Origin of the sequence: Vibrio sp. 10N.247.311.13, assembly GCF_041467595.1 — a bacterium.
Taxonomy (GTDB): Bacteria; Pseudomonadota; Gammaproteobacteria; order Enterobacterales; family Vibrionaceae; genus Vibrio; species Vibrio crassostreae_C.
In genome coordinates, this window is record NZ_JBFSUX010000010.1 from 30,471 (window position 1) to 50,719 (window position 20,249).

Sequence of the window (20,249 nt, forward strand, 5' to 3'; positions counted from 1 at the left end):
CAGTCAGTTCCCGCGTTTATGTATCGCAGAGCTGACTTTTCGTATGTTAGTGGTGGCTTCAAACCCATTACTCCTTACTCACGTCCGTTTATGAATTGCACAACATGGCCGATAAGTACAATAGTAGGACGCGTCCTACTATTTTAAGTTGTTGTTTTTGTTGTGTTTTATTTTTTCCTCTATCGTTCCCCTATCTTTTGCAGAAAAGTACATCATTAGTTTAAAACTGTATCGTAAGTCGAATTTCAATGAATTTATCCAAAATTGACTTATTATATCTTTTCTTACCTTTAATATTGGTTCATACTAGCTTTCAAACAGGCCACTGGTGGATATTGCTATGGGAACAATGACAGAGAAACAGCTCAAGACGCTTGAATTAGTTGACGAACTTGGGGACGGAGGTGCTAAATTCTTGGAATTGCGCCGCGAAACAAATGAAAAGCAACCTCGTTCTTTCACACAAGCTGAGGCATTGAAGTACCTCGAATGTTCTCAAAAGGTATTGACCGATTTAACGAAAGCGTTAGGTATCGATCCTAAACGCTATGCTGAGGTTGGTATTCAGTACTACCTGACTCTTGAAGAGCTGTACTTGATCCGCGATAACATGCCGAATACCACCGTTCTTAAGAAAAGACACAAACCATTCCAAAGAACAGCGAAACAAAAGACGCAGATTATTGCCGTTCAAAACCAAAAGGGCGGGGTATCTAAAACGTCACTGTCCAATACAATAGCAACAGGTTTGGCGATTAACTATCATGTTGGTTACAAGATCTGTCTTATTGACATGGATGGCCAGTCAACTCTGACAAGTTTCTACCCTCCAGTGCATAAACACGAAACCAAACACATTGAGCGAAATGGAGCTAAGTATATTTCTGACGCTCGCACCAGCATTGGCGACTTGATGACTCTTGATCCTAATACAGAGACGTTTCAAGACGATGTGCGCAACGCCGTTTCAGATACGCTCATCCCCAATCTGAAAATTATCCCTGCGTCCCAGTCTGATAGAGACACGGAATCTTTGAGTACCAGCGACGATTTGAAGAAGCAGAATGTTGACCCTACAACGCGTTTGAAAAATATCTTAGATGCACTCGATGGTGAGTTTGACATCATATTGATTGATACTCCGCCTTCATTGGGTTTTGCAACGTTGAACAGTTACTTCGCTGCGACTAGCGTGCTGATTCCGTGTAAGGCGGAACATAACGATACCGATGCAACTTGTGCGTACTTTCAATATCTTGACAGCATCATCGGCAACTTCATTGCTAAAGGTCATCAAGGCTATGATTTCGCAAAGATCGTCATTTCCAACTGGAAGGGCAGTGACTCTGAACTGGATATCTTCAATGCACTAGTCAGTCAGTTTGGCGACGCGGTATTGTCGACCAAAATGAAACACAGTGAAGCCGTGAAACGTTGTGCGTCCGAGCATAGCAGTGTATTCGAATTTTCTAGGTCAATGGACAGTAAGAAAGGTAAAGCGTTGGAAGCGGCGCAGGCAAACTGTAAAGAAGTGGTGGCCGACATTCATAAGCTGATCACGGACGTTTGGAAACAACAGGACAAAGGTGAGGAGCAATAATCATGGCCAATAACCGTCTAAAGAAAATCGCTGCTGCTAACGCTGCTAAGGCCGCACAAGAATCACCTTCAATCACTGAACCTGAAGTGGAGAGTGTGTCGAGCTCACAACGCAAGCCCCAAGCCTTCATGGGTGGTAATGAGCGCGAAACCACTATGACCTTAGCACAGGGGAAGTTGGCTTCCATTGAAGCTTCACTAAAGGAGGGCGGCATTAGTCTCCAAGAGTTTTTAACTGAGACTAAGAAGCTGGACTTTGCGCAAACAGGTCGTGAGATTAAGTCCATTGATGGTACAAGCTACCGTGCTATCCAACGTACCTTGTCATACGATGAGATTATGACTTTGGTTAGGATTGACGTGGACAACGTTCGTGAACAGTCGAGCCGCAATACGATTCAACTCAACAAGATGAGTGATGAAATCGAGTTCGGTATGCAAATTTCACCTGTACTTGCTTACCAAGGTGAAGATGGCCTGATCTATGTCGTGGATGGCTCATGTCGTACTGATATTGCCATGGATAAAAAAGTGGGGCTGGACTTTGAAATATTAGATCAAATCCCAACACCTGAAACCATTACCTGGCTGGTGGCGTCGTCTGACATCAAAACGTCTTTCAATTACTACGAAAAGGGCAAGCTCTATTCTCGTTTGATGGAAGTGAATGATTGGTCGGCGTACAAATTAGAGAAAGAACGTCTATACGAAAAATCAGACATCTCACTCTCCCTCGCTATCTACTCGATGCCTGACAGTCTGAAGAGCCTGTTTTCAAACTATGCCTTTAGTAGCCGAGATGCCAAGTTCCTTCGTAAATTGATCGGCACGGTTTCAGAGAGTGAAGATAAGCAAAGTGCCTTCACGAAATGGATTGACGAAAACCGCTCAGAATTCGAAGCCATGAATGCAGAGGAAGTGAACAAAGAGCTTATTGCACGGTTGAAAGATTGGAGTCCTGTTTCTCCTAAATTGGGGGGCATTAATAAGGAACCTCAATCGTGGGCAAAGAATGGGAAGGTATCGGTATCATTCCAAGTCGTGAGTAAAACAAAGTCGAAAATTGAACTGAACAATGCAACGCCTGAGCAGATTGCTCAATTAGAAGAGTTCAGCAAAACTTTGTTTGGTTAGGGCGGTTTTTGGGTAGTAGGACGCGTCCTACTATAAACTCAGTGGCATAATTATCTCTTGATGCTGGTGGTCAAGCAGCCATGTAATAAAAGCCCTTGCTATAACACGATACTGACTTTCCCTGCGGTCTATTGTCGAACTAAAAAAAAGCTCCCATCATGATGGGAGCTTTCGATAACGATAAGTTATTGATTAAGAGCGTCTTGTAACTGCCCTAATACAAATGCCTTATCTTCTTCACTCTTTAAGTCTAGGGCTTCAATAAACCCTACACTGTTAATGAGTTCCTGCAATTTAACTTTATCCAAAGTTGGGCCAATTAACTCAAGGATATTGTGTAACATATCGACTTGAGCGTAAGGACCATATCCCCGACCCAATTCATGAGAATGGTCGATGAGGGAGTCAGTAAATGAGTTCATAGTAACTCCATACTTGGTGTTCTACCGTACAAAGACAGGTAGGTTGGCGGGTTAGTGTGGTTACTTAGTTTCGGTAACTACTATGTCAGTGCCTGAAAACGAAACAGTGAACGTGAGGTTGTTGAGGTTGCGCTTCATACCAGAGTCCCTGAATGCTTCATCAAGCATTTTTTGAATCAACACTTCAGGGCTTGACGCTCTGAGTTTGTTGTACAATTTCTCAAGCAGATAATTGTCGCGGTCTTTGTCACTTTCACTAAAACATCCCCATTCATCTTCGTAGTTGGCATAGATTCCTAGTGCGGTTGATAAATGTTCTCTTTCTGGAATAACTAACGTTCCATAATCAAATTCATCACCAGACACAACTACGGCATCCGTTTCTATGACTACCTGACCATATTCTCCTTTCAGCGTGTATTGGTCGCACATAATGACAGGTATTGAATACATGCCATTGAGTTTGGCCGTCGAAGTAGGGTTAACCAATTCGATACTGACATCGAGTTCACTCACTTCGCGGATTTCACACTTGTGGATCCAGTGGTCTGCATGCAGGCCGCACACGTTGACAAACAAAACATTTCTTAAGTGCTTCAGGTAGTTGATGTTGATGGTATCTTCTTCACTTTCATGCTCTGGGAGGGCAAAGAGTAAAGATGATTCCACTTCAGCGCGAGAAATCGGCTGTTCAAGTTGGCTATGTTCTACGCCATCATATCCAGCGAGTCCGAGCTCGTAACTTTTGGTATCCCCAATCTCAGACTTCGTTAAATAGTCAACGTTGTTGAGAACTTGAGGGGCATAGTTCACGGCTTTTCTCCATAGTAAACGGTCGAACGCAAACGACTGGCCAAGACGTTTCAGTTCTTTTTGGAGGAACTGCATCATCAAGGTTTGAACACTCGTTCGAATTGATTGCTTGACAGTTTCTGCATCTAACAATTCAGCTCGATCAGGCATTCTTGCTTTTACATCGTCGTTCAAGTGAACGATATGATGAGGGTTTAACTGGTTTGAACTGGTGACCGCATTGGTGCTAGAAATCAGTGCGCCTTGCAGGTATGCCAGCCAAGATAAACCGTTGTGTTTAGTGTCAAAATAGATACTCCCGTATTCGAATTTGTGCTCGATGTATTGGGTCGAACTTTCTAAAGTCGTTCTTGAGTGATTTTTAAACATCAGAACTCCATTTAGAACGACGTCAATGTCATAGCCTTCACCAATTCGATCAACCTCACGGTCATATTTGCTAGAAGTTAAATAGCCAAATAAAGCGTCGGAAATACCTTCCAGTTCAATCAATGTACCGTTCCCTCGCAGGCTGTCTTCTATCACGATAGATTCACCCGAAAGGATGGCTTCAGTACTTGATGAAAGCATTTGATGCTGACTTTGGATTTTGATGTGTTCGCACGCGAAGAGAGTGCTTAAAAATCCCATTCCGTATGGATTACATTTGTCTACATCGCTTGACCAGCCTGACTCCGCGATAGAAAGAAGCTTTTGCATGTCTGCGATACCCGAACCATCGTCCAGAATCGTTAAGCAGGCACGGCCATTTTCGACTGATGTGGTAAACGATATGGTTGTAGCATTGGCGCGGGAAGCGTTTTGAATCAATTCATTGATCACTTTTCCGGTATTGGAAAAAATCGCACCAAGGTTCGAAAGAAAATTGTTTTCATTAATTTTGATTTGAACTGAGTTGTTTGAGTTAGTCATAGTCTTATCCTCGATATAGGGTAGGTAATGAATCTGCGAAGCGCTGGGTGAGCACATCACAAGGGGTTACAAGCCGGTTATAAGCGCATTCAACGAGACATAAATGCCTGAAGGGGAACGATTGACCGGGAAGTTTCATCCGATTGGATGAGGTTCGTTGTCATTGCTGGACAATGAGGTTTGTTAAGTGCTGGTGGAAGTACCAGGTTCTAACAGGGGGTTAAACTCTGTGTTTGTGAATCGTAAATGTTAGCCAAAGTGTTATGCCTGCCAAAGCCCAAGAGAGTAGGGTGATCAACAAAACATGACGCCATGTTTCACAGAATTCGACCACATTATGGAATGCAGAAGGGAAGTCTGTGCTACGAACGACAAGAACAGGGTGAATACAGAAATAAACCGTCGTTAAACCAAATAGTATGGTGAACAAAGTGCTTAATTTCATGGATAGTTCCTCACGGGTAGGTGATATCGCAGGTACATAAAAAACACCAAAGAGGTGTGTGTTTTGAACCGTTGATTGGGGTTAATTACGGGTAGTAATGCGAGTGGGTAACTCTTGTTGGTGTCAAAGTGCATTGACAGTAAGGACATGCATAGCATGGGAGAATTGGAAGCTCTCCAGCTTGGAGAAAACGATCACTAATACTAGTGATGATGTTTTCGGGTTGAACCGTATCAATCTAGCGTATGGGGCTGAAATAAATGGCAATTAACGAATCCAAAATACATGTTTCGAGCTCTCGTTCAGTGGGTTACGTACTAAGTGGGGGGAGATTGCTAGGCCAGGTATGGGAAACGTCGTATATTGAATTCAACGAATAGCCGGGGAGCAGCAATGGAGAATGAAGTAAAGCGGGTAATGTGGCATAGCCATGGATGTCGTGAGCTGATTGATGTGATGCGTTCATTGTCTCTCAGTGACATCCAATATCTGTGTGAGCAGCCAAGCCCAGTTACCACTGAATTTATTGACGAGTTCGCTCATTCAAAATGTTATGTCTTGTGCGAGGGTTTGATTGTGGCTGGAGAACGTAGCCGGTTCCCGATTCGAGGTGTGATTCTGTCTGAGTATGGCGTTGACCTTCATTACCTCAATGCTTTCGATATTGAAGGGAAAACGATATATATCGATGCCTATGGGCTATTTACACGTATTGAAGATATCTCAAGGCGCTATCAGATCGACGAAGCAAACATGACGGTTTTTGAGTTCGACTTCTATGGACTACAGTGCCGAAACCCTGACATGCCGGTCGTCGTCCTTCGGGAAACGTTAGATGCGCTTAGACAAGGTATTGGTTCACCCGTGGACTACGTTCGCTTTAGAGACAATGCTTGTCGTCACTTGCTATTGAATATTCAAAATGAAATTAACTAGGAGGGAAGTATGTTAGCTCAGTATTTTGATCGTATAGATGAAAGCATCGACGCGTTGCTGGCCACCGACTTAACAGAGACTCAGAAAAAAGCGATCTTGGCGTTGGTGAAAGACTCTAGCGAAGAGGTGTTGGCCTCATATAACAGAGCGGTTCGAGCAGAAACCAAAGTCAATGTGATGAAGACGAAGTATGACACGATCTGTTTGAGTGCGATGGATGCCGCGAGTGGAGTGCATTAAAAAAGGCCACTGTGAAAGTGGCCAAGCTGTGTTGTTTGCTAGTTTTATTGGTTTTGTTACTCCGATTGTTGCGAAGCCAGCCTGTTCATTTCATCGACGGACATTAGCTTAACAACAAGAGAATCTGGTAACTGACCATGCACACTAGCTGCAGGTAGCACCACTTTCCCTTCAGAGTTCAATATCTGGATCATGTTGTTGTTATATTTTTCTATAGCAGCAAAATCATAACCCTGAGATTTAAGAGCCGAAAACGCTTTACCAAACGGGTAAAACACAATGGGGTGTTGGCTTAATGACGTTTCACTTTGTTTGTCGATCACCATCATGGCATAAGCCATTACCCCTGATAGGACCATTAACCACACTAAGATGATCTTCGGCAATAGATTTGACGTCTTACTTTCCGTTTGCGTTTGCGTTGCTTCAATCACGGTCGGTTCTTCGTCGCCTTTAGGTTCGTCGGGCATTGTTGGTTTTGATGCCTTCTCAATGAGTTGTTCAAGCTCCTGACTGGAATTCGACGCCTCAGTTGGTTGGTCATTTTTCTTTTCATTATCACCAGTGGCCATATTAGATCTCCTTAAACGTCAGTTTTAAAGGGGCTTGAAGTAGGAAGGTCACTTCTTGCATTGCTGGTACGTCAACGGTTGGCCAGATTTCTTCCAACATTTTTACGTAGTATTCCGAAATGCGGTCCAAAGATGAGGCGCCACCTTGGAGTACTGCCGAGGTGCCTAGTGTCCCTAGATCGGGTGTTTGAAAGCCTGTTCCGTCAGAGTTGATGTCGACACCCGGCACCCTTGATGGGGCAATACCTTGTGCCAGTCCAGAAAAGAAACCCGCCCACATGGAGCCTTTCAATACTTCACCGTTTCGAGCAACTAACGTGCCTGGAATCCCTGCCTGACCGTCAGAGCCAGTAGCAAAGCCTTGCGCCGCTGCTTCTGCCGTGAGTCCGTCCTCATCGATGCAGACCACTTTTTCTAGTCTCATGTAGGCTCTGCGGTCTGACAATTGACCAATGCCGGATAATAGTGCCTGACAGTCTCTTAGGTCAGCACGATAACCATTTGGCAACAGTGCATCTGTCTTGATGCGCATGACCGCCGGAAGGGGCTCTCTCGCTGAACCAATACTGGTTGGAGCTTGCATGCCTGATAGCAAAGTACCGGTTACAAGGCTGGTGGTTGGCAATGAAATTGAATACCCTTTTTGCTCAGGTTTTTGCTGATAGTTCTTCAAGGCTGCAGCCAACTCCATTTCTTTCTGATTCAATGCCTCACGTTTTTGCGCCTCTGACATTTCATCTTCATCGACCAGTTGGTTCGCTTCTACTAAGGTTTTTACACGCCCGTCTTGCAACAAAATCGCATCATTCCCTTCATCGACACTTCGAATGCCTGCAAGAGCTGGGGGAGGGGAGCTGCGCAACTGGCTCACTTGTTGGTTCGGCACGCCATTAGTGTCGACAGTGATTTCCGTTGCGTTCCCGTGTCGATCTACAACGACTTGGCGGCCTTGTCGGATTTGGTTCGGATCATAGTTGGTTCTTTCCAATTGTCGTTTGCCTGACTTCCATTCGGCAATCTCAGCATCTTGATCGGCCATTTTTTGACGAAGACCATCGACCTCTTGTCTTAACAGGTCGTACTGGTAATTGTCATTACGTGCCGACGACTTTTTATCGATAGCCGAAATTTCAACTAAGGCGTCACGAACTCCGTCAACGTCTTCCCTCTCTAGTTGGGTACGTGTGCTCGAAGGCATGAACACTTTTTCGATTTTATTCGCGTCTGCGTTCGGTCGTTGAATTTTGCCCGGATGAATAAATTGCATCGCAACATAGGCGGCAGGAACAATACAGACGCCAATCACCCCATATCGGAAATTTTTGTTGGTTTCCCAAAGCTCTTTAAAGTTAATCTTCATGGTTCACCTCGATTAATCCAGAAGTGATGGACGTTCATTGCGAGAATGCATACGTTGGTAGTACAGTCGGTCGCGCAATACGTATACTTCGGTTTTTTCTGATGGCTTTAAGGTCGCTTTGTTTAAGATACCCGTTGCGATCACGTCATCATCTACCCAGCAATCCTGCTCTCGCAAAACCACATTTCGATTCGTAACGTTTTTAACCAATACAACGTCCACGATTCGTCGAGACGATATTAAACGTTGTTTCGTCTCTGCATATGTTCCAAATCGACAAGGACGTAACGCGTCTCGCGGAATGTTGGTCTGCAAGTCAAAACCTGTAGGTGTTGCTTTTCCTGCCGTTTGCGCAAACAGTTTGTTGATACCCTCGACGTATGGAGATGACTTAACTTCAGGATCACTGGCAATGGCCAATTCAGATTCCATATCTTGAATGCGCTTTTCTTGCTCAATTTTATCCTGTTTTTTGGACGCCAATACGCGGTTCACTTTTGCTTGTAGTGCTTTGTTGTATCGGACATCGACTTGTACCATTGCAGGCATGACATCAAGTGGCCAAATCGTTAAGTTAACTTGGGTTTCAGGCACCCCTTTTTCGAACATAATGATATTAAAAGGGGCATCGTTGTTAGATGTGAAATAGATAAAGCTACCATCCACTTTCATGACAACATTGGGATCTGAACTGCGAATGTTAATTTCTTTGAAAGAGGTGCGAATACTGTTGAGAATGTACTTTGCTGCAGGCAACGTAATATTGTCTGAAGGGCGTAGTTTGTACTTCTGAACCGGCTTAAACTTTTTCGCCATTTGTCGCTGCATACGTTCGAATGCAGTCAGAGAAGGTTTCGGTGGTTGGGCCGTTGGTGGTGTTGCGACAATCACGTTCTTGTCTGATTGGGTGACTCTTCCAAATTCATCGACGGATTTTGTGCTGACAATAGGTTGCTTCGCAGCTGGGTCATTGATTGGAGTGAATTGACTTAATGACTCTTGCTTATCGGTCGGTAAAGATTTGACTACTTGGTCAACCATTGCCGCAACAGCTGCTTTATTTTCTGGTTGCGTTGTTTGTCGCTCCACTTTCGAGCCAACAGGTTCAATAGGGATGACGTTTTGGTTTGCCATTGCACCGAATGATAACGTGGCACAAAGCAAGGTCGTATATCTAGCGAGGTGATGTAAATTTTTCATAACGGGACCTACTTGTCTTGCTTGCGTTCGATACGATTGCGTTCTATCTGCGGAGCGCCTTCGTATTGGTCAATGGACTTCATCTTTGGACTACCGTGTGCATTGGCAATCTTGAGTTCGTATGTCCAGCGTACTGCACGGCGTTCATCGCTGTTATTGCCGCGTTTCTTCCGCTCAGTAAGCTTACGCTCGCCGTAAACAATCACTTTGTCGTATTTGTTATCGTAGAACACATCTAATACGTTGAACTCTTGCACTTGGTCCCTGATGTCTAAAGCTTTCACATGACTGATCACTTGCTCATTCAATGCATCGTAATCTCGAATGGAGAGCATTGGTTTGAGCGTATCTAAGACAATATCCACATTACGGACATTCACGTTACCAAGCATGCTGGCAATGAATATGCCCCATTGCTTCTTGTAACCTGAGTTGGCTTTGTTGCCTATCATGACAATTTCTTCAGAGAAATTAGGCGGGGTAACAACGGTGATGGGTTTCGCTGTCATTACCTTAAACGCTAGAAATGCGCAGATAATGATGGACAGCCCCATCATCTTCGTCATTTTGTTGCTGTGGTCGATGGCTGCTTGCCAAGAACGTTGGACATTCGAATCTGAATCATGCTCCAGTTCAGACTCATCCTGCCCCTTTTTTTTACGGTTAAATATATTCATAGCAAACCTCAAACTTTTGCTAAAACAACACATAGAATTTAAAAACGGATCGCTACAAAGAGTTAGCGAAAATAAGTACGGTTAAATGCTTCTGGAAACGATTTACGGGATTTAAAGTTAATGATTCCAGCCCACCACAACATGTGTTTGAGCCGACCTTTGGGATAGTTATCTTTGACCCATGAATAGGCGAGAGCGAAAAGAATGGCGATTCCACCGATAAGTAACAGGTTCTTGCTGATGTGTCCGATAGCGATACCGACAAGCAAAATCCCCGCTGTATCCGACTCCATTCCGATCACCGATTGTTTGTCGTTTACTCGAAGTGGCACATAGGTTTGATTGTTCGGTAGTTGAGGACGAGCATCATTATTGATGTCTAACTTACTCATATGACCCCCTTATGTACTTCTGGGCCTCTTCTATAAGGCCCAGAGACATCTGTTGCTTTATACCGGAAGACCGGCAGTTAGCATGGTAGTGATAATGGTTTGAAGTTGCGCCAGCACCAGCATGATGATGACAGAAACACCAAGACCGATAAGGTTTGGTCGAACCATTGAGAAGATGATGATCCCTGCGAAAGAACAGAACGCGATAATTTGTCCAGGAACACCTTCAGCAAAGCTCACTAGTTCATCAAATAGGCCTTGGAACGCATCACCACCTGAACCGGCAATGGCCGAGACGGTAAAAAACATAAGCGCGAATGTAATTAAGCCGAGGTATGTCGTCTTTGAATCTACTTTTTGTACATCATTGACGTTGATTGTGTTTTGCATAGAAATATCTCCAATAATTCCGGTAAATACCTTTTAAGTAGGCCCTTGAATCATTGCAGGTAACCTAATTTTGAATTCCAAATAGTGAGCCGTTTTTTTAGGTTTATTTGTTTTTTTACATAAGCACCTGTTATTTATGCTTATTTTTATGTGGCAAAATCTTGATTTATTCAAAATTTCATTGTTGACAATCAATATGCTTTATTGAGTTCCATGCATCGACCAACTGTGACTTTCATATTTCAGGCGGATGACGGGTTCTGAGTACAGAGCTGCAGCCAGAATAGAAAGGGCTTCGATGGCGATGATTTCAACCACCAGCGATACCAAACGGGGGGAGGTTTCTAGGTACTCTGACGAGGGGACGTTACTATCAATAGACAGCGTTTCTGCCGAGGAGAAGAATCATGAATGAACGATATTTGGCTTTCAAACAATGGTGTCCAACTGGCACCAATTGGGAGTTCATGGCTTTTATTGCTAAACGAAAAGCGGAGTTTACGGGTCAACCGGCTTGCTCGGGGCATATCTCTGACCAGAGTGCATTTTCGGCGTATATCAAAGATTGGGTATCCGCTAATACCACCAGCAGCGCCCATTCTTAGATTCCATTATCTAATGGGTTTCTTCATGTGTATGCGGTTTGTAGATTTCCGCTAATGATTTGGGACCTTTCTTTTTGGTCTTTTTGGTGGTGGCAGGGGAGTGGCTGTCGGTTTGTTGGATGGCTTTTTCGTGTTCTTTGGCAGCATCCGAGAACGCATTGCTTTTCATTGCGTTTTTTCGAAGTTTATTCAAGCGGTCGAGTTTTGCTTCAAATTCAGGCGTCATACTATATCTCGCTAGTTATGCACTAACTTTGTTATACGACGAAAACCATGACAGTTTAGCAATTTACCAGTCCATTTTGTTGAGTTGGGTAATTTCGTCTTTTGCTCTCGCTATTTGTCAATCTGTAAACTCAGTTAGATACAATGATGAGGGTATGGAACAACCGAAGAGGGTAAACATGGATCGTGTTATTCAAGAGCAAATCCAACAATATGCATTCAAACGCTTTCCCATTTTGTCAGGAAAGCCTCTCAAACCTCTTGCCATCGGAGCTGGTGCCGCTTTGCAAGAAACGTTGTGTCAATCGTTCAGTCAGGCAGACGTTTCTTTTTTTCTGGACCGTTTTTTCACCAGCAGAGAGTACAAGCTGGCGCTGATTAATTGCTATCAAGCTTGCTATACCCGGTATAACCTTGATGGTTCGCCCTCATCAACGACAGTGAATGAACATGAGTTATTGGGACTCGCAAGGCATGGTATTTTCAAAAACAAAAAGGGACTCACGGATAAGGCCGCTCAATTGGTCAATGAACAAAAGCGCTACGTCTTTGATCGAAGGAAACAACTGAAGGACAAGGTTCTGAGATTGAAGCAGTCGGGTTTTAGTGACCAATTCTTGTTAGACCGATTGGGTAAGCGCATTCAACCATACCTGAAGGTCAACTCCAAGGCTGGGCAATTTTATTCGGATAGCATGGTCAGTGAAGCGCGAATGATGAGGGAACGCACAGCTTCAATGACAGTGAAAGAAGTCAAAGTGTTTCAAAAATCACTGTATGACCAAGGTGTTCCCGTCTATTTAATACTGATGGCCACAAACCATTATGAACCAATGCTTTATGAGTTGGTGAGAGATGGCGAACCGGAAAGGAAGTTCCCACAAGTCGCCTAACTGAAAAAGAGCACACAATGGTGCTCTTTTTTACATGGGAACAACCAAACTAATGAAAGGTTGGCGTTGCTTCTGCACGCATGTTCAGTAGTCTGAGAACCAATTTGTCGATCGCTCGTTTTTTCGTAAAACTGAGTTTTTCATACGGCTCAGTGTCAAACAAATCGCACATTAGACCGGATTGTCCGTTTTGGTTTACATCGTGTGTTTCGGTGACAAAGCCAGAGCCATCTTCTTTTCTTTGAATCGGCCAGAATGTGCATGTCTCGTCTACACGGTCATTGATCAAAAACACCATATACTCTTGTCGTGTAGGCGACATCGAAGGTTTGATGTCTGGGTTGGTACTCATCCAAGCTTCTAGAACGAACGTGTATTTGAGCACGTTGAGTTTACCCATAAGAACGCGCAGCGCCATGGTCATCTTTTCTTTGCTGTCTTGGTCTGAGATTGGGAACGAATAAATGCGTACTTTGCCATCAGCACATTCCAATACGATTGATGGATCAGCAGTACTTCTTGCCTTGAGTAGATCGTTAGCGACGATTTTTTGATTATTCATGTCCATATTAGCCTCTCTTTGCCTTTCAGGAGTCTGTGTGATTTGTATCAGTCGTAAGTGATCTCGTAGTCACTGCCGTCTTGCCATGGCGTTTGAGTAATGATGTAGGCAACTCGGTTAACCCAATGGCATCCATTGACAATCACCCATTTACTGTCGATAGGCTCCCCCAGCTCATCCTCTTCTTCATCTACGTCAATCTCAATGATCGTCCAAACTCGACTGGCGTCGGTTTTTTTGATGGTTTCTAGGTCGTTGCCATAGGTTTCGAATGAGATGCATTTTTCATCAAGGAAGATGGCGCTACCCCCATTCTCATTGATGATTGGTTTAAAGGATTCCACCCAAGTTTCAAAAGTAAGGTTGTTCATGCTGCATCTCCGTGATTGCGGTTTAGAGATACTTTAGTGGATGAATGTAAGGGCTCCCCCCGTATTGGTTAGCACGGTAGATAGCGATTGACTTGCCACAGTGAGTGGGGGGAGGGGAGATAGGTCGAATCTATTCTTTAGCTGTCATCACACACAACAGATTGGAGAAATCTCATGGCAATGTTTTGGGGCAACAGTTGGTATCAAGTCATTCATGATGAGATCGCATATTGCGGCGTTCTAATGCTATCGAAGTACCCAAGTGCTGATGGTGGTTACGACAGTAAAGGCAATGAGGTTGTAGAAGTGATCATGCCTTCGTTACCTGAAAATTCAGGCTTTTCCTTCATTGAGCATAAAGACCAACGATCAGCGATGCTGGCCTGCAAAAGTCATATCTTAGATAAATCGAGATTGGATTTGCTTGCTCACTTATGGGTGGTCAATGACGCTCAATGTGATCTTGAAGAATATAAGGTTCAGCTGAAATCCGATCCTACCGAACTTCAGTATTGGGAATCGAAAATTGCCTCCAGCAAGGAAACCATTGAAGACTTTCAACTTAAAGCCAAGAACTTGAAGCAAATTCGTAAAAGTAAAATCAAGGAATTCCTCGAAAGCGAAATTGTGGACATCGCGACAAAGCACGCTCACGAACTGGCATAACCTAACTGGAACGGGACGTGGGCAGCACCCAGTCCCTAACGTTTTAAATTGGAGGTAGACATGAAACAACCGTACTTAGTCGTTACTCACGCAGAAGGTTTCGAACCAGAATCATACCTTGTTTATGCCACGGACGAAGACATGGCATGGGAAAGGCTCCTTCATTGGCTTGAAACCAAACAGTTACTTGATGGAACGACCGAGCAATACCTAGACCATTGCAAACTATTGGATGACATGCAAAGAACAGCAGTTGAAGCTCCGGATGAGGTGTGTCAGTTCGATGCTACATATGAAGCGCTGGATTTCGAGTTCTTAGAAGCATTCGCTCGTGATTCCCTGCCTGAAACGGAAGCCGCTGTTTTGTCGTCATTGATGGAAAAACTCAAAGCTGCTCATGAAGCTCGTTATTGCTAACGGACACCTTGTTCGATTCTTTCTCTTAACGCCTTGGAGATCATGACATGAAAGTTGATGTGTATCTGAACTTACATCGCTCCACCGATACGATGCGTGTGTATTCTATTCGGTCACGAGAGAAAGAGTCTTATGGAAAGGTGATTGGCTACTCTTCCTCAGTGTCATTGATTGACTGTGAGTTTGTCGTAAGCGAGAAGGGGCAAGCAAGGGTTAAACGCGAGCAATCGAAACTGGTGCATGCCGTTATCCGAGGTACGCTAATTGATTTTGAGCCTTTTGAAACAAACGCTGCGTCATATGTAGGCTATTGTCCCTATCAATCACAAGCTCCCCACTTTTATTGCATTGAAACGGCGAAATTCAGCTCATCTGAAAACAACACGCCGATCTATCGTGCTCTACGTGTTAACTGTTTGCCAAACTATGTGTTAGCCATTCAGTAACTACTGATGTTTGCTGGTGGCTTACATTCAAGGACTTAGGTAGTCGCATCGAAAGCGCAGGCATATGTCATTGGACTCCCCCCATTTTAATTCAACTCCCCCCGTCTTTTTTTGTCCATTCAGAGCGGCAGGTATAGACTCATTCCAAGCAACTAAGTGAATAACACAAGGGATTGAACATGGAACAAGTAATTGCAGCACCTCAAACGAATCAGACCGATAAAGCAGCGATATCAACAGTACCTAGCCAACAAGAACGTAATCAAAACCTAATCGCTCAGTTAGCCTTGGTTATTACCCTTAAAGGTCATGACTTTGATGGCATCCTTAATTTTGGTGCAGTAGAGGTCGTACCGAAAAATGGGAAGCCCTTTCTCTTGGATATCATCACGACTCATGGCTACAACGAGTTTAGTGAAGGTCAGCCGGTATTTAAGACTTACAGCACCTTTGAATCATTGACGGAAACCATATCGATGTTTTCAGACGACTATGACTACGACTTCGAACAACCACTCGCTGATATTTTGCCTCATGCGTTGCTGAGAACGAATCTAAACGGATATGACGCTGGACCGGACGATGAGGTGGCATGCTTGGTTAAAAATGTGGCGCGAGTCTGTGACATGCGTTTGGTGAACCTGACAACGGAGCAGACAATTGGAACTGTCGTACAAGACGATTCCTTGTAACACTTTAAGCAGAAATGAAGGCAGTCGATGTGGATAGTCACGTCGATTACCTTGGATTAGCGAAGTTTAATATCAGGAAATTAATATGAAAAAATCATCTGTAGAACGTCACTTAACAGATCAGCAGCGAGCTGAAGCTGATGTAAAAACGGTATATCCTAATGCGGTTAAGGCTGAAAAAGACAAACTTGAGGTAGGACACATTCTATGCAATGGCTCTCGTGTTCCTTGCCTGATTGTCACCGAGGAGATGTTGTCTAGGGATGCGTTGAACATCGACTTCTTTTTTATCGTTGGACACACCCATGCTTCATACATTTACGATGGTTTAGTTTAATTCTGCTAAGGACGAAATGGATAGGCTCATTTTTTGCGGGCGAATATCGATAGGAAATATTTTAAGCTGATCTTCCCGTTATCATCAATAAAGGGAAAAGGGCTAAACAAAATGGCAGCAAGAGGCACGAGAACAACGATTGCCGTTAGTATCCCAGTCACCAAAACGCTCATGAATGGGTCCATCTCAGGAGCCAGAGCCAGTATGTCCAAGTACAATTGCTTGATGAGCGTATCCCACGATTGCGTGATTGCTAATCCCATTGAAACAAGGCTAACTTCCACCAATCCCACTTTATCCATGATCACCGCTGCCCATGTACTTATGAAGCTAATGATGAGCAGGAAAAACACTAATCCTACTTCGTAATTTTCAACACTGTTCATACCGTTGGTGTCCTGTCAGGGCGAGATTTTGGTGAATCGAAATTGAACCTTAACCTAACTGTCCGGGCTGTAGTCTAAACTACGAGAGGAAAACGGCTTGCTAATTGACGGGGAACGCTCAAGCCTATCGCACAAGATGTCACAAAATCATTGAATTTAGGTGAAGGCGCTCAGGGCTGGTGGCTCATACCTGGAGTGGATGTCGAGCGTTGATTCGATGGCAGGCTGTGAGTCTTAAACTCTCTCTGTTGGCCAAGACTCACTTTATTTCTTCCACCATCATGCATCACGGGTACGTAATAGAGTTTATTTTCGCACGAAACGGGGAGCACTTGAGAGATTAGATAGCCATTCAGAGGCGTAATTGTTGGAGATGTACGGTTCCAGATCGTTGCTCGATACGCCATCAGACTTGCTTCCGTGATGGTAGTTCGATGAATACACGGTAATGGTTTGGCTCATGCTCTTCTCCCTGTTTTTGAATGACGGTTTATGTACCTGAACTTTTATTCTATGGCTGCACACTATTTTCCCCCCCTTTCGATCAATGTGTGTAGGGCATATATCACTCCAAACCCCAAATGGGGGGCGAGGGAAGTAAGGGGGTGGATACTGGAGATATCTAACGAACAGAGTGAGATATTTAATGCAAACATTTAAAGCGGAACTGCACTCGGCATTCACATCAAAGACCGTTGAATTTAAAACGGACAAAACAGGTCTAGCTCTAGTGAGGCTTGCTAAAAAAGAGCTCAATTGTACTGGCTATAAGCTTCAACTTGTTGTTCATTCCGGTGACTTCAAGCAATGGGTGGCACCTGATTTCAGTATGACGTTAACCCCCATTCATTGATTTGGTGGTCAAGGTCGCGTCGCGTTAATACAGAGCGCATCCAGAATATAAGGGCTTTACGATGAGCAAGAAAGAGTGGGCTATCTTCAAGACGTGCCGGAAGCGTGATCAAGGTATTCGCGGTTCAGGTAAACCTGAGTTTGTGAATGTCATTGAAAGAGATTTGGGTATCCATGTCAGTCGTGATGCGGCGGTGCGTGCCTTGGTTGTCAACTACTACCCGGAACTCAACGACTCGGATATCGAGCACATTAAGAGGGTATCAAAAGAATTTCTAAGAGGGACAATGGGGCATTACAAGATCATGACCTGTTAGATTGATGTCATTGATTGTCACTGAGGTGATACTGTCTGTGTGAGATGGCACTGCGCTCTCTAAACTCGGCATGCTAACAACGCTTACTCCCCCCAACTCCCCCCGTAAATGCCTCTGAAACCCTAAATTGCTGGCCATCGTCTCGTTCTGGGGGGAAGGCATATTTCATTACGCATAATGAACCTGTCCTCAACCAATAACAGGTTCATATCATGTCAATTAATACAGCAACGAATACAGAAGAAAACACAGCAACGATTTATGAAGTCCTTGATAAAGCCAATCAGTTCACAGGCTTCGGCGTAAGACTGAACGGTCATGCGGCAGATGTGTTCGGTATTGATACCGATGAAAGCTTTGGCCATTCAGAAGAGGCTCATGACTTTGCAGAGCAATGCAAATATGAAGCGGGAGCAACCATTGTTTGGGCCTGCAACAAACCGTGGTGGGCATAGTATGAGTATTCAAGCGAGTCCAGAAATGGCGAAAATGATCTGCGTTAATCCTGACCACATGGAGGGGGTCACGGTGACTGACCTTCCTGATGACAAATTGGCCGTCATAGAGCAAGTAACAATTCCGTCGTTTTGCTATGACAACAGCGCTCTGGCTTTGAATTTACTGAATGCAGACTGTGTGGTTTACGGGGTTGCGATGGTGAATTGTGGCGGCACTTGGCTACCGATAGAACACTGCTGGCTCAAACTGGCTGATGGCGACTATGTAGACCCTACCTATCAAGTATTGGCTAAACTTAACGAGCGAAAGTATGAAGTTATCTATTACAAACTCTTTGAAATAACATCAGATTTGATGAGTGAAATGAAACAGGCTTATGGTGAACTGAGTCGCTTTGTTGGCGTAGAGATGATGTGGTTCCGACGCTCGACGGCGTATCGACAATATTTTCTAGGTTGATTGTTGGTGACAGGGCTTTTTAGAGTGAATTATTAAGCAACTATATTCATATATTTGATTGTCATTCAGAGGATTTGGGGGTATAACCCCCGTGTATTTTTTAACCAATTCGGTGTGTAAGAAATCCAATTGCATAAACTGTGCATATTTTGACCTGCTATTTCCGCTTGATTACGTTCCCTCACTGTCTTTCCATGACAACACCGTTTCTTTGCATTGCTTCAAGTGAAGTTGTCATACCTTTCCTCTATCATCTGAATAGTATTCGCGCTCGTGTTCCCAATGTGGCTTAGGTTTAAGCGTTCTGTGTTTGGTTTGTGGTACTGAGAGCGGCTGTTGGGTCATACGGGAATGGATGTGCTGGTCTTTAAAAGTACCAATGAAATTCGTCCATGATAACGATGGGCTTTCCCGCACGTTTGTTCTTAAAGAAGGCACCTCGGGGGAGTTGGTCATTTGGGTGGAGTTTGTGCTGCCACTCTTTAAACGCTGCCGTTTTTAATCGATACGCTTTGTCTTGTTCGGCTTTTGCAATGATATGTTTTAGTTGTGCCGCAGTTGGGCTTGTTTGTGTATGTAACATGGCAAGTTCCTTATCGCTAGTTCGTTAGTGAGTCGTCCAGCAATGACAATGGCCAAGCATACGACTCGATTTGTTGGACGGCGACTTCAATGTTGTTATGCAGCTCTTCTAAACCCATCGATTTCGCACAGCGCTCTTTGGTGACAAGGAAATCTTCTAGTTTGGCCGCTGCTAAGGATTGTTCGAGGTTATCTCTGGTAACCTGTTTGCCATGATTTAAGCAATTCTCTCGATACTCGGCCACCAGTACGATATCAGCTGGGTGAGAGGTGATCCAATTTTCAATGACTGACATTTCAAGGTGGGTTTTACTCGCCATGAGTTGACCTAATTGACCGAATGATACGAGGATTATCGTTACAGAGAACGCGAGCACTGATTTTAGGGTAAAGCTCGTAATTTTCTTTAGCATTGTGATGTCTCCAATTTCTGACGATATCCATTTATAACAAGAAGGGCTCGGTGAAATTTCAATTAGCCGCAGAGATTCCTGCCTTTATTTGCAGTAAAGTTCGGTGACTTGTGCATCCTCGATGTCCTCCCAGGATCTTGAAACGGGTTTGGGCTCGGATAGGATATCGTAGGTGCCATCGTAACGTTGCTTGGCGGCGTAACCGATGTAGGGCTCACCGATACGTGGTTTGCTATGTGATTCACTGTATGGATTGACTGGCTTGTAAGGTCGGCTGTTGAATGGCATACCCAAAATATCTCCGTCTTGATCGATGAGTCCGAGAAATTGATTGTTATCGTAGTGGACAGATACCACTGAAACGGCCATTAAGCTTGTCGAGATTTTGATTTCGCATTGAAGCTGTGTTGCCATGTGAACTCCGTATGTCCGTGATGGTGTTACATTGTTTTGGCTTTCGGTGACTAGCGACCAA

General features: G+C 44.1%; 32 protein-coding genes. 15 read left to right on the plus strand and 17 right to left on the minus strand.

Features of this window, described 5'->3' with window-relative positions:
• Positions 1–340: 340 nt before the first annotated feature.
• Together AB6E52_RS06405 and AB6E52_RS06410 are read left to right on the plus strand one after the other, a co-directional pair.
• Positions 341–1,600: a ParA family protein gene (locus tag AB6E52_RS06405; protein WP_372050575.1), complete on the plus strand. Its 1,260-nt coding sequence runs from the start codon at positions 341–343 to the stop codon at positions 1,598–1,600.
• Positions 1,601–1,602: 2 nt separating this feature from the next.
• Positions 1,603–2,733 (plus strand): hypothetical protein, encoded by a 1,131-nt coding sequence (locus tag AB6E52_RS06410; RefSeq protein ID WP_136987026.1) that lies wholly within the window; start codon positions 1,603–1,605, stop codon positions 2,731–2,733.
• Between the two features lie 185 nt (positions 2,734–2,918).
• Here the strand turns inward: AB6E52_RS06410 and AB6E52_RS06415 are convergent, their stop codons facing one another.
• The 3 genes from AB6E52_RS06415 to AB6E52_RS06425 all read right to left on the minus strand — a co-directional run bounded on the left by AB6E52_RS06415 (position 2,919) and on the right by AB6E52_RS06425 (position 5,325).
• The gene (locus AB6E52_RS06415; protein WP_086714996.1) at positions 2,919–3,155 is read right to left on the minus strand and encodes a hypothetical protein; all 237 of its coding nucleotides are present in this window, start codon (positions 3,153–3,155) and stop codon (positions 2,919–2,921) included.
• A 60-nt stretch (positions 3,156–3,215) separates the two neighbouring features.
• Positions 3,216–4,880, minus strand: a complete 1,665-nt coding sequence (locus tag AB6E52_RS06420) for an ATP-binding protein (protein ID WP_372134446.1) — start codon at positions 4,878–4,880, stop codon at positions 3,216–3,218.
• Positions 4,881–5,100: 220 nt separating this feature from the next.
• Entirely contained in the window at positions 5,101–5,325 is a 225-nt protein-coding gene (locus AB6E52_RS06425; RefSeq protein WP_133150982.1) for a hypothetical protein, read from the minus strand.
• 393 nt (positions 5,326–5,718) lie between these two features.
• On the opposite strand from AB6E52_RS06425, the gene AB6E52_RS06430 reads away from it, so the two are divergent.
• Positions 5,719–6,261 (plus strand): hypothetical protein, encoded by a 543-nt coding sequence (locus tag AB6E52_RS06430; protein WP_136987024.1) that lies wholly within the window; start codon positions 5,719–5,721, stop codon positions 6,259–6,261.
• A 9-nt stretch (positions 6,262–6,270) separates the two neighbouring features.
• Positions 6,271–6,501 (plus strand): hypothetical protein, encoded by a 231-nt coding sequence (locus tag AB6E52_RS06435; RefSeq protein ID WP_086714999.1) that lies wholly within the window; start codon positions 6,271–6,273, stop codon positions 6,499–6,501.
• A 56-nt stretch (positions 6,502–6,557) separates the two neighbouring features.
• On the opposite strand, the gene AB6E52_RS06440 is transcribed toward AB6E52_RS06435, so the two are convergent.
• The 6 genes from AB6E52_RS06440 to AB6E52_RS06465 all read right to left on the minus strand — a co-directional run bounded on the left by AB6E52_RS06440 (position 6,558) and on the right by AB6E52_RS06465 (position 11,092).
• Entirely contained in the window at positions 6,558–7,073 is a 516-nt protein-coding gene (locus tag AB6E52_RS06440; RefSeq protein ID WP_136987023.1) for a hypothetical protein, read from the minus strand.
• 1 nt (position 7,074) lies between these two features.
• Complete coding sequence (locus AB6E52_RS06445; protein WP_136987022.1) at positions 7,075–8,433, minus strand: TraB/VirB10 family protein; 1,359 nt, start codon at positions 8,431–8,433, stop codon at positions 7,075–7,077.
• 12 nt (positions 8,434–8,445) lie between these two features.
• The gene (locus AB6E52_RS06450; protein ID WP_372050577.1) at positions 8,446–9,633 is read right to left on the minus strand and encodes a hypothetical protein; all 1,188 of its coding nucleotides are present in this window, start codon (positions 9,631–9,633) and stop codon (positions 8,446–8,448) included.
• An 8-nt stretch (positions 9,634–9,641) separates the two neighbouring features.
• Positions 9,642–10,310 (minus strand): TraE/TraK family type IV conjugative transfer system protein, encoded by a 669-nt coding sequence (locus tag AB6E52_RS06455; RefSeq protein WP_372050578.1) that lies wholly within the window; start codon positions 10,308–10,310, stop codon positions 9,642–9,644.
• Between the two features lie 62 nt (positions 10,311–10,372).
• Positions 10,373–10,702, minus strand: a complete 330-nt coding sequence (locus AB6E52_RS06460) for a type IV conjugative transfer system protein TraL (protein WP_136987019.1) — start codon at positions 10,700–10,702, stop codon at positions 10,373–10,375.
• A 57-nt stretch (positions 10,703–10,759) separates the two neighbouring features.
• On the minus strand, positions 10,760–11,092 hold the full coding sequence (locus AB6E52_RS06465) for a hypothetical protein (protein ID WP_081230238.1): 333 nt from the start codon (positions 11,090–11,092) through the stop codon (positions 10,760–10,762).
• Positions 11,093–11,499: 407 nt separating this feature from the next.
• On the opposite strand from AB6E52_RS06465, the gene AB6E52_RS06470 reads away from it, so the two are divergent.
• Positions 11,500–11,697 carry a hypothetical protein gene (locus AB6E52_RS06470; protein ID WP_081230237.1) on the plus strand — a complete coding sequence of 66 codons (198 nt, stop codon included), beginning with the start codon at positions 11,500–11,502 and terminating at the stop codon, positions 11,695–11,697.
• 10 nt (positions 11,698–11,707) lie between these two features.
• On the opposite strand, the gene AB6E52_RS06475 is transcribed toward AB6E52_RS06470, so the two are convergent.
• Positions 11,708–11,923 (minus strand): hypothetical protein, encoded by a 216-nt coding sequence (locus AB6E52_RS06475; RefSeq protein WP_081230236.1) that lies wholly within the window; start codon positions 11,921–11,923, stop codon positions 11,708–11,710.
• 178 nt (positions 11,924–12,101) lie between these two features.
• Between AB6E52_RS06475 and AB6E52_RS06480 the strand changes: the two genes are divergently transcribed.
• Entirely contained in the window at positions 12,102–12,815 is a 714-nt protein-coding gene (locus AB6E52_RS06480; RefSeq protein ID WP_136987018.1) for a hypothetical protein, read from the plus strand.
• 49 nt (positions 12,816–12,864) lie between these two features.
• On the opposite strand, the gene AB6E52_RS06485 is transcribed toward AB6E52_RS06480, so the two are convergent.
• Positions 12,865–13,383 carry a hypothetical protein gene (locus AB6E52_RS06485; protein ID WP_136987017.1) on the minus strand — a complete coding sequence of 173 codons (519 nt, stop codon included), beginning with the start codon at positions 13,381–13,383 and terminating at the stop codon, positions 12,865–12,867.
• A gap of 41 nt (positions 13,384–13,424) precedes the next feature.
• Complete coding sequence (locus tag AB6E52_RS06490; protein WP_154724134.1) at positions 13,425–13,748, minus strand: hypothetical protein; 324 nt, start codon at positions 13,746–13,748, stop codon at positions 13,425–13,427.
• Between the two features lie 174 nt (positions 13,749–13,922).
• Between AB6E52_RS06490 and AB6E52_RS06495 the strand changes: the two genes are divergently transcribed.
• The 5 genes from AB6E52_RS06495 to AB6E52_RS06515 all read left to right on the plus strand — a co-directional run bounded on the left by AB6E52_RS06495 (position 13,923) and on the right by AB6E52_RS06515 (position 16,306).
• Positions 13,923–14,414, plus strand: a complete 492-nt coding sequence (locus AB6E52_RS06495) for a hypothetical protein (protein WP_372069107.1) — start codon at positions 13,923–13,925, stop codon at positions 14,412–14,414.
• A 60-nt stretch (positions 14,415–14,474) separates the two neighbouring features.
• Positions 14,475–14,831, plus strand: a complete 357-nt coding sequence (locus AB6E52_RS06500; RefSeq protein WP_372069106.1) for a hypothetical protein — start codon at positions 14,475–14,477, stop codon at positions 14,829–14,831.
• A gap of 47 nt (positions 14,832–14,878) precedes the next feature.
• Positions 14,879–15,277 carry a hypothetical protein gene (locus AB6E52_RS06505; RefSeq protein WP_372069105.1) on the plus strand — a complete coding sequence of 133 codons (399 nt, stop codon included), beginning with the start codon at positions 14,879–14,881 and terminating at the stop codon, positions 15,275–15,277.
• 179 nt (positions 15,278–15,456) lie between these two features.
• Positions 15,457–15,969 (plus strand): hypothetical protein, encoded by a 513-nt coding sequence (locus AB6E52_RS06510; protein ID WP_372069104.1) that lies wholly within the window; start codon positions 15,457–15,459, stop codon positions 15,967–15,969.
• An 85-nt stretch (positions 15,970–16,054) separates the two neighbouring features.
• Complete coding sequence (locus AB6E52_RS06515) at positions 16,055–16,306, plus strand: hypothetical protein (RefSeq protein WP_372069103.1); 252 nt, start codon at positions 16,055–16,057, stop codon at positions 16,304–16,306.
• 26 nt (positions 16,307–16,332) lie between these two features.
• Here AB6E52_RS06515 and AB6E52_RS06520 read toward each other — a convergent pair whose 3' ends face one another.
• Both AB6E52_RS06520 and AB6E52_RS06525 read right to left on the minus strand, forming a co-directional pair.
• Positions 16,333–16,692, minus strand: a complete 360-nt coding sequence (locus AB6E52_RS06520) for a hypothetical protein (protein WP_372105006.1) — start codon at positions 16,690–16,692, stop codon at positions 16,333–16,335.
• A 306-nt stretch (positions 16,693–16,998) separates the two neighbouring features.
• Positions 16,999–17,154: a hypothetical protein gene (locus tag AB6E52_RS06525; protein ID WP_372134445.1), complete on the minus strand. Its 156-nt coding sequence runs from the start codon at positions 17,152–17,154 to the stop codon at positions 16,999–17,001.
• Between the two features lie 184 nt (positions 17,155–17,338).
• Between AB6E52_RS06525 and AB6E52_RS06530 the strand changes: the two genes are divergently transcribed.
• The 4 genes from AB6E52_RS06530 (at position 17,339) to AB6E52_RS06545 (ending at position 18,779) form a co-directional block, all read left to right on the plus strand.
• On the plus strand, positions 17,339–17,545 hold the full coding sequence (locus AB6E52_RS06530) for a hypothetical protein (protein ID WP_081230226.1): 207 nt from the start codon (positions 17,339–17,341) through the stop codon (positions 17,543–17,545).
• 61 nt (positions 17,546–17,606) lie between these two features.
• Complete coding sequence (locus tag AB6E52_RS06535) at positions 17,607–17,861, plus strand: hypothetical protein (protein WP_102305693.1); 255 nt, start codon at positions 17,607–17,609, stop codon at positions 17,859–17,861.
• A 212-nt stretch (positions 17,862–18,073) separates the two neighbouring features.
• Positions 18,074–18,316: a hypothetical protein gene (locus AB6E52_RS06540; protein WP_102305692.1), complete on the plus strand. Its 243-nt coding sequence runs from the start codon at positions 18,074–18,076 to the stop codon at positions 18,314–18,316.
• A gap of 1 nt (position 18,317) precedes the next feature.
• A complete protein-coding gene (locus AB6E52_RS06545) occupies positions 18,318–18,779 on the plus strand; it encodes a hypothetical protein (protein WP_372042082.1) in 462 nt (153 codons plus the stop codon).
• Between the two features lie 367 nt (positions 18,780–19,146).
• On the opposite strand, the gene AB6E52_RS06550 is transcribed toward AB6E52_RS06545, so the two are convergent.
• From AB6E52_RS06550 to AB6E52_RS06560, 3 genes are all read right to left on the minus strand, one after another.
• The gene (locus AB6E52_RS06550) at positions 19,147–19,362 is read right to left on the minus strand and encodes a hypothetical protein (protein WP_372050540.1); all 216 of its coding nucleotides are present in this window, start codon (positions 19,360–19,362) and stop codon (positions 19,147–19,149) included.
• A 16-nt stretch (positions 19,363–19,378) separates the two neighbouring features.
• On the minus strand, positions 19,379–19,774 hold the full coding sequence (locus AB6E52_RS06555) for a hypothetical protein (RefSeq protein ID WP_154723879.1): 396 nt from the start codon (positions 19,772–19,774) through the stop codon (positions 19,379–19,381).
• A gap of 84 nt (positions 19,775–19,858) precedes the next feature.
• Entirely contained in the window at positions 19,859–20,188 is a 330-nt protein-coding gene (locus AB6E52_RS06560) for a hypothetical protein (RefSeq protein WP_372050541.1), read from the minus strand.
• Positions 20,189–20,249 lie beyond the last annotated feature (61 nt).

Bases quoted from the DNA above. Each gene is read 5' to 3' on its own strand.
- AB6E52_RS06475 (WP_081230236.1), bottom strand. From the start codon at position 11,923: ATGACGCCTGAATTTGAAGCAAAACTCGACCGCTTGAATAAACTTCGA.
- AB6E52_RS06455 (WP_372050578.1), bottom strand. From the start codon at position 10,310: ATGAATATATTTAACCGTAAAAAAAAGGGGCAGGATGAGTCTGAACTG.
- AB6E52_RS06525 (WP_372134445.1), bottom strand. From the start codon at position 17,154: ATGAGCCAAACCATTACCGTGTATTCATCGAACTACCATCACGGAAGC.
- AB6E52_RS06550 (WP_372050540.1), bottom strand. From the start codon at position 19,362: ATGTTACATACACAAACAAGCCCAACTGCGGCACAACTAAAACATATC.
- AB6E52_RS06555 (WP_154723879.1), bottom strand. From the start codon at position 19,774: ATGCTAAAGAAAATTACGAGCTTTACCCTAAAATCAGTGCTCGCGTTC.
- AB6E52_RS06545 (WP_372042082.1), top strand. From the start codon at position 18,318: ATGAGTATTCAAGCGAGTCCAGAAATGGCGAAAATGATCTGCGTTAAT.
- AB6E52_RS06540 (WP_102305692.1), top strand. From the start codon at position 18,074: ATGTCAATTAATACAGCAACGAATACAGAAGAAAACACAGCAACGATT.
- AB6E52_RS06405 (WP_372050575.1), top strand. From the start codon at position 341: ATGGGAACAATGACAGAGAAACAGCTCAAGACGCTTGAATTAGTTGAC.
- AB6E52_RS06485 (WP_136987017.1), bottom strand. From the start codon at position 13,383: ATGGACATGAATAATCAAAAAATCGTCGCTAACGATCTACTCAAGGCA.
- AB6E52_RS06490 (WP_154724134.1), bottom strand. From the start codon at position 13,748: ATGAACAACCTTACTTTTGAAACTTGGGTGGAATCCTTTAAACCAATC.
- AB6E52_RS06450 (WP_372050577.1), bottom strand. From the start codon at position 9,633: ATGAAAAATTTACATCACCTCGCTAGATATACGACCTTGCTTTGTGCC.
- AB6E52_RS06470 (WP_081230237.1), top strand. From the start codon at position 11,500: ATGAATGAACGATATTTGGCTTTCAAACAATGGTGTCCAACTGGCACC.
- AB6E52_RS06520 (WP_372105006.1), bottom strand. From the start codon at position 16,692: ATGAACAGTGTTGAAAATTACGAAGTAGGATTAGTGTTTTTCCTGCTC.
- AB6E52_RS06560 (WP_372050541.1), bottom strand. From the start codon at position 20,188: ATGGCAACACAGCTTCAATGCGAAATCAAAATCTCGACAAGCTTAATG.
- AB6E52_RS06420 (WP_372134446.1), bottom strand. From the start codon at position 4,880: ATGACTAACTCAAACAACTCAGTTCAAATCAAAATTAATGAAAACAAT.
- AB6E52_RS06495 (WP_372069107.1), top strand. From the start codon at position 13,923: ATGGCAATGTTTTGGGGCAACAGTTGGTATCAAGTCATTCATGATGAG.
- AB6E52_RS06425 (WP_133150982.1), bottom strand. From the start codon at position 5,325: ATGAAATTAAGCACTTTGTTCACCATACTATTTGGTTTAACGACGGTT.
- AB6E52_RS06410 (WP_136987026.1), top strand. From the start codon at position 1,603: ATGGCCAATAACCGTCTAAAGAAAATCGCTGCTGCTAACGCTGCTAAG.
- AB6E52_RS06440 (WP_136987023.1), bottom strand. From the start codon at position 7,073: ATGGCCACTGGTGATAATGAAAAGAAAAATGACCAACCAACTGAGGCG.
- AB6E52_RS06510 (WP_372069104.1), top strand. From the start codon at position 15,457: ATGGAACAAGTAATTGCAGCACCTCAAACGAATCAGACCGATAAAGCA.
- AB6E52_RS06465 (WP_081230238.1), bottom strand. From the start codon at position 11,092: ATGCAAAACACAATCAACGTCAATGATGTACAAAAAGTAGATTCAAAG.
- AB6E52_RS06445 (WP_136987022.1), bottom strand. From the start codon at position 8,433: ATGAAGATTAACTTTAAAGAGCTTTGGGAAACCAACAAAAATTTCCGA.
- AB6E52_RS06535 (WP_102305693.1), top strand. From the start codon at position 17,607: ATGAGCAAGAAAGAGTGGGCTATCTTCAAGACGTGCCGGAAGCGTGAT.
- AB6E52_RS06515 (WP_372069103.1), top strand. From the start codon at position 16,055: ATGAAAAAATCATCTGTAGAACGTCACTTAACAGATCAGCAGCGAGCT.
- AB6E52_RS06415 (WP_086714996.1), bottom strand. From the start codon at position 3,155: ATGAACTCATTTACTGACTCCCTCATCGACCATTCTCATGAATTGGGT.
- AB6E52_RS06530 (WP_081230226.1), top strand. From the start codon at position 17,339: ATGCAAACATTTAAAGCGGAACTGCACTCGGCATTCACATCAAAGACC.
- AB6E52_RS06435 (WP_086714999.1), top strand. From the start codon at position 6,271: ATGTTAGCTCAGTATTTTGATCGTATAGATGAAAGCATCGACGCGTTG.
- AB6E52_RS06480 (WP_136987018.1), top strand. From the start codon at position 12,102: ATGGATCGTGTTATTCAAGAGCAAATCCAACAATATGCATTCAAACGC.
- AB6E52_RS06430 (WP_136987024.1), top strand. From the start codon at position 5,719: ATGGAGAATGAAGTAAAGCGGGTAATGTGGCATAGCCATGGATGTCGT.
- AB6E52_RS06460 (WP_136987019.1), bottom strand. From the start codon at position 10,702: ATGAGTAAGTTAGACATCAATAATGATGCTCGTCCTCAACTACCGAAC.
- AB6E52_RS06505 (WP_372069105.1), top strand. From the start codon at position 14,879: ATGAAAGTTGATGTGTATCTGAACTTACATCGCTCCACCGATACGATG.
- AB6E52_RS06500 (WP_372069106.1), top strand. From the start codon at position 14,475: ATGAAACAACCGTACTTAGTCGTTACTCACGCAGAAGGTTTCGAACCA.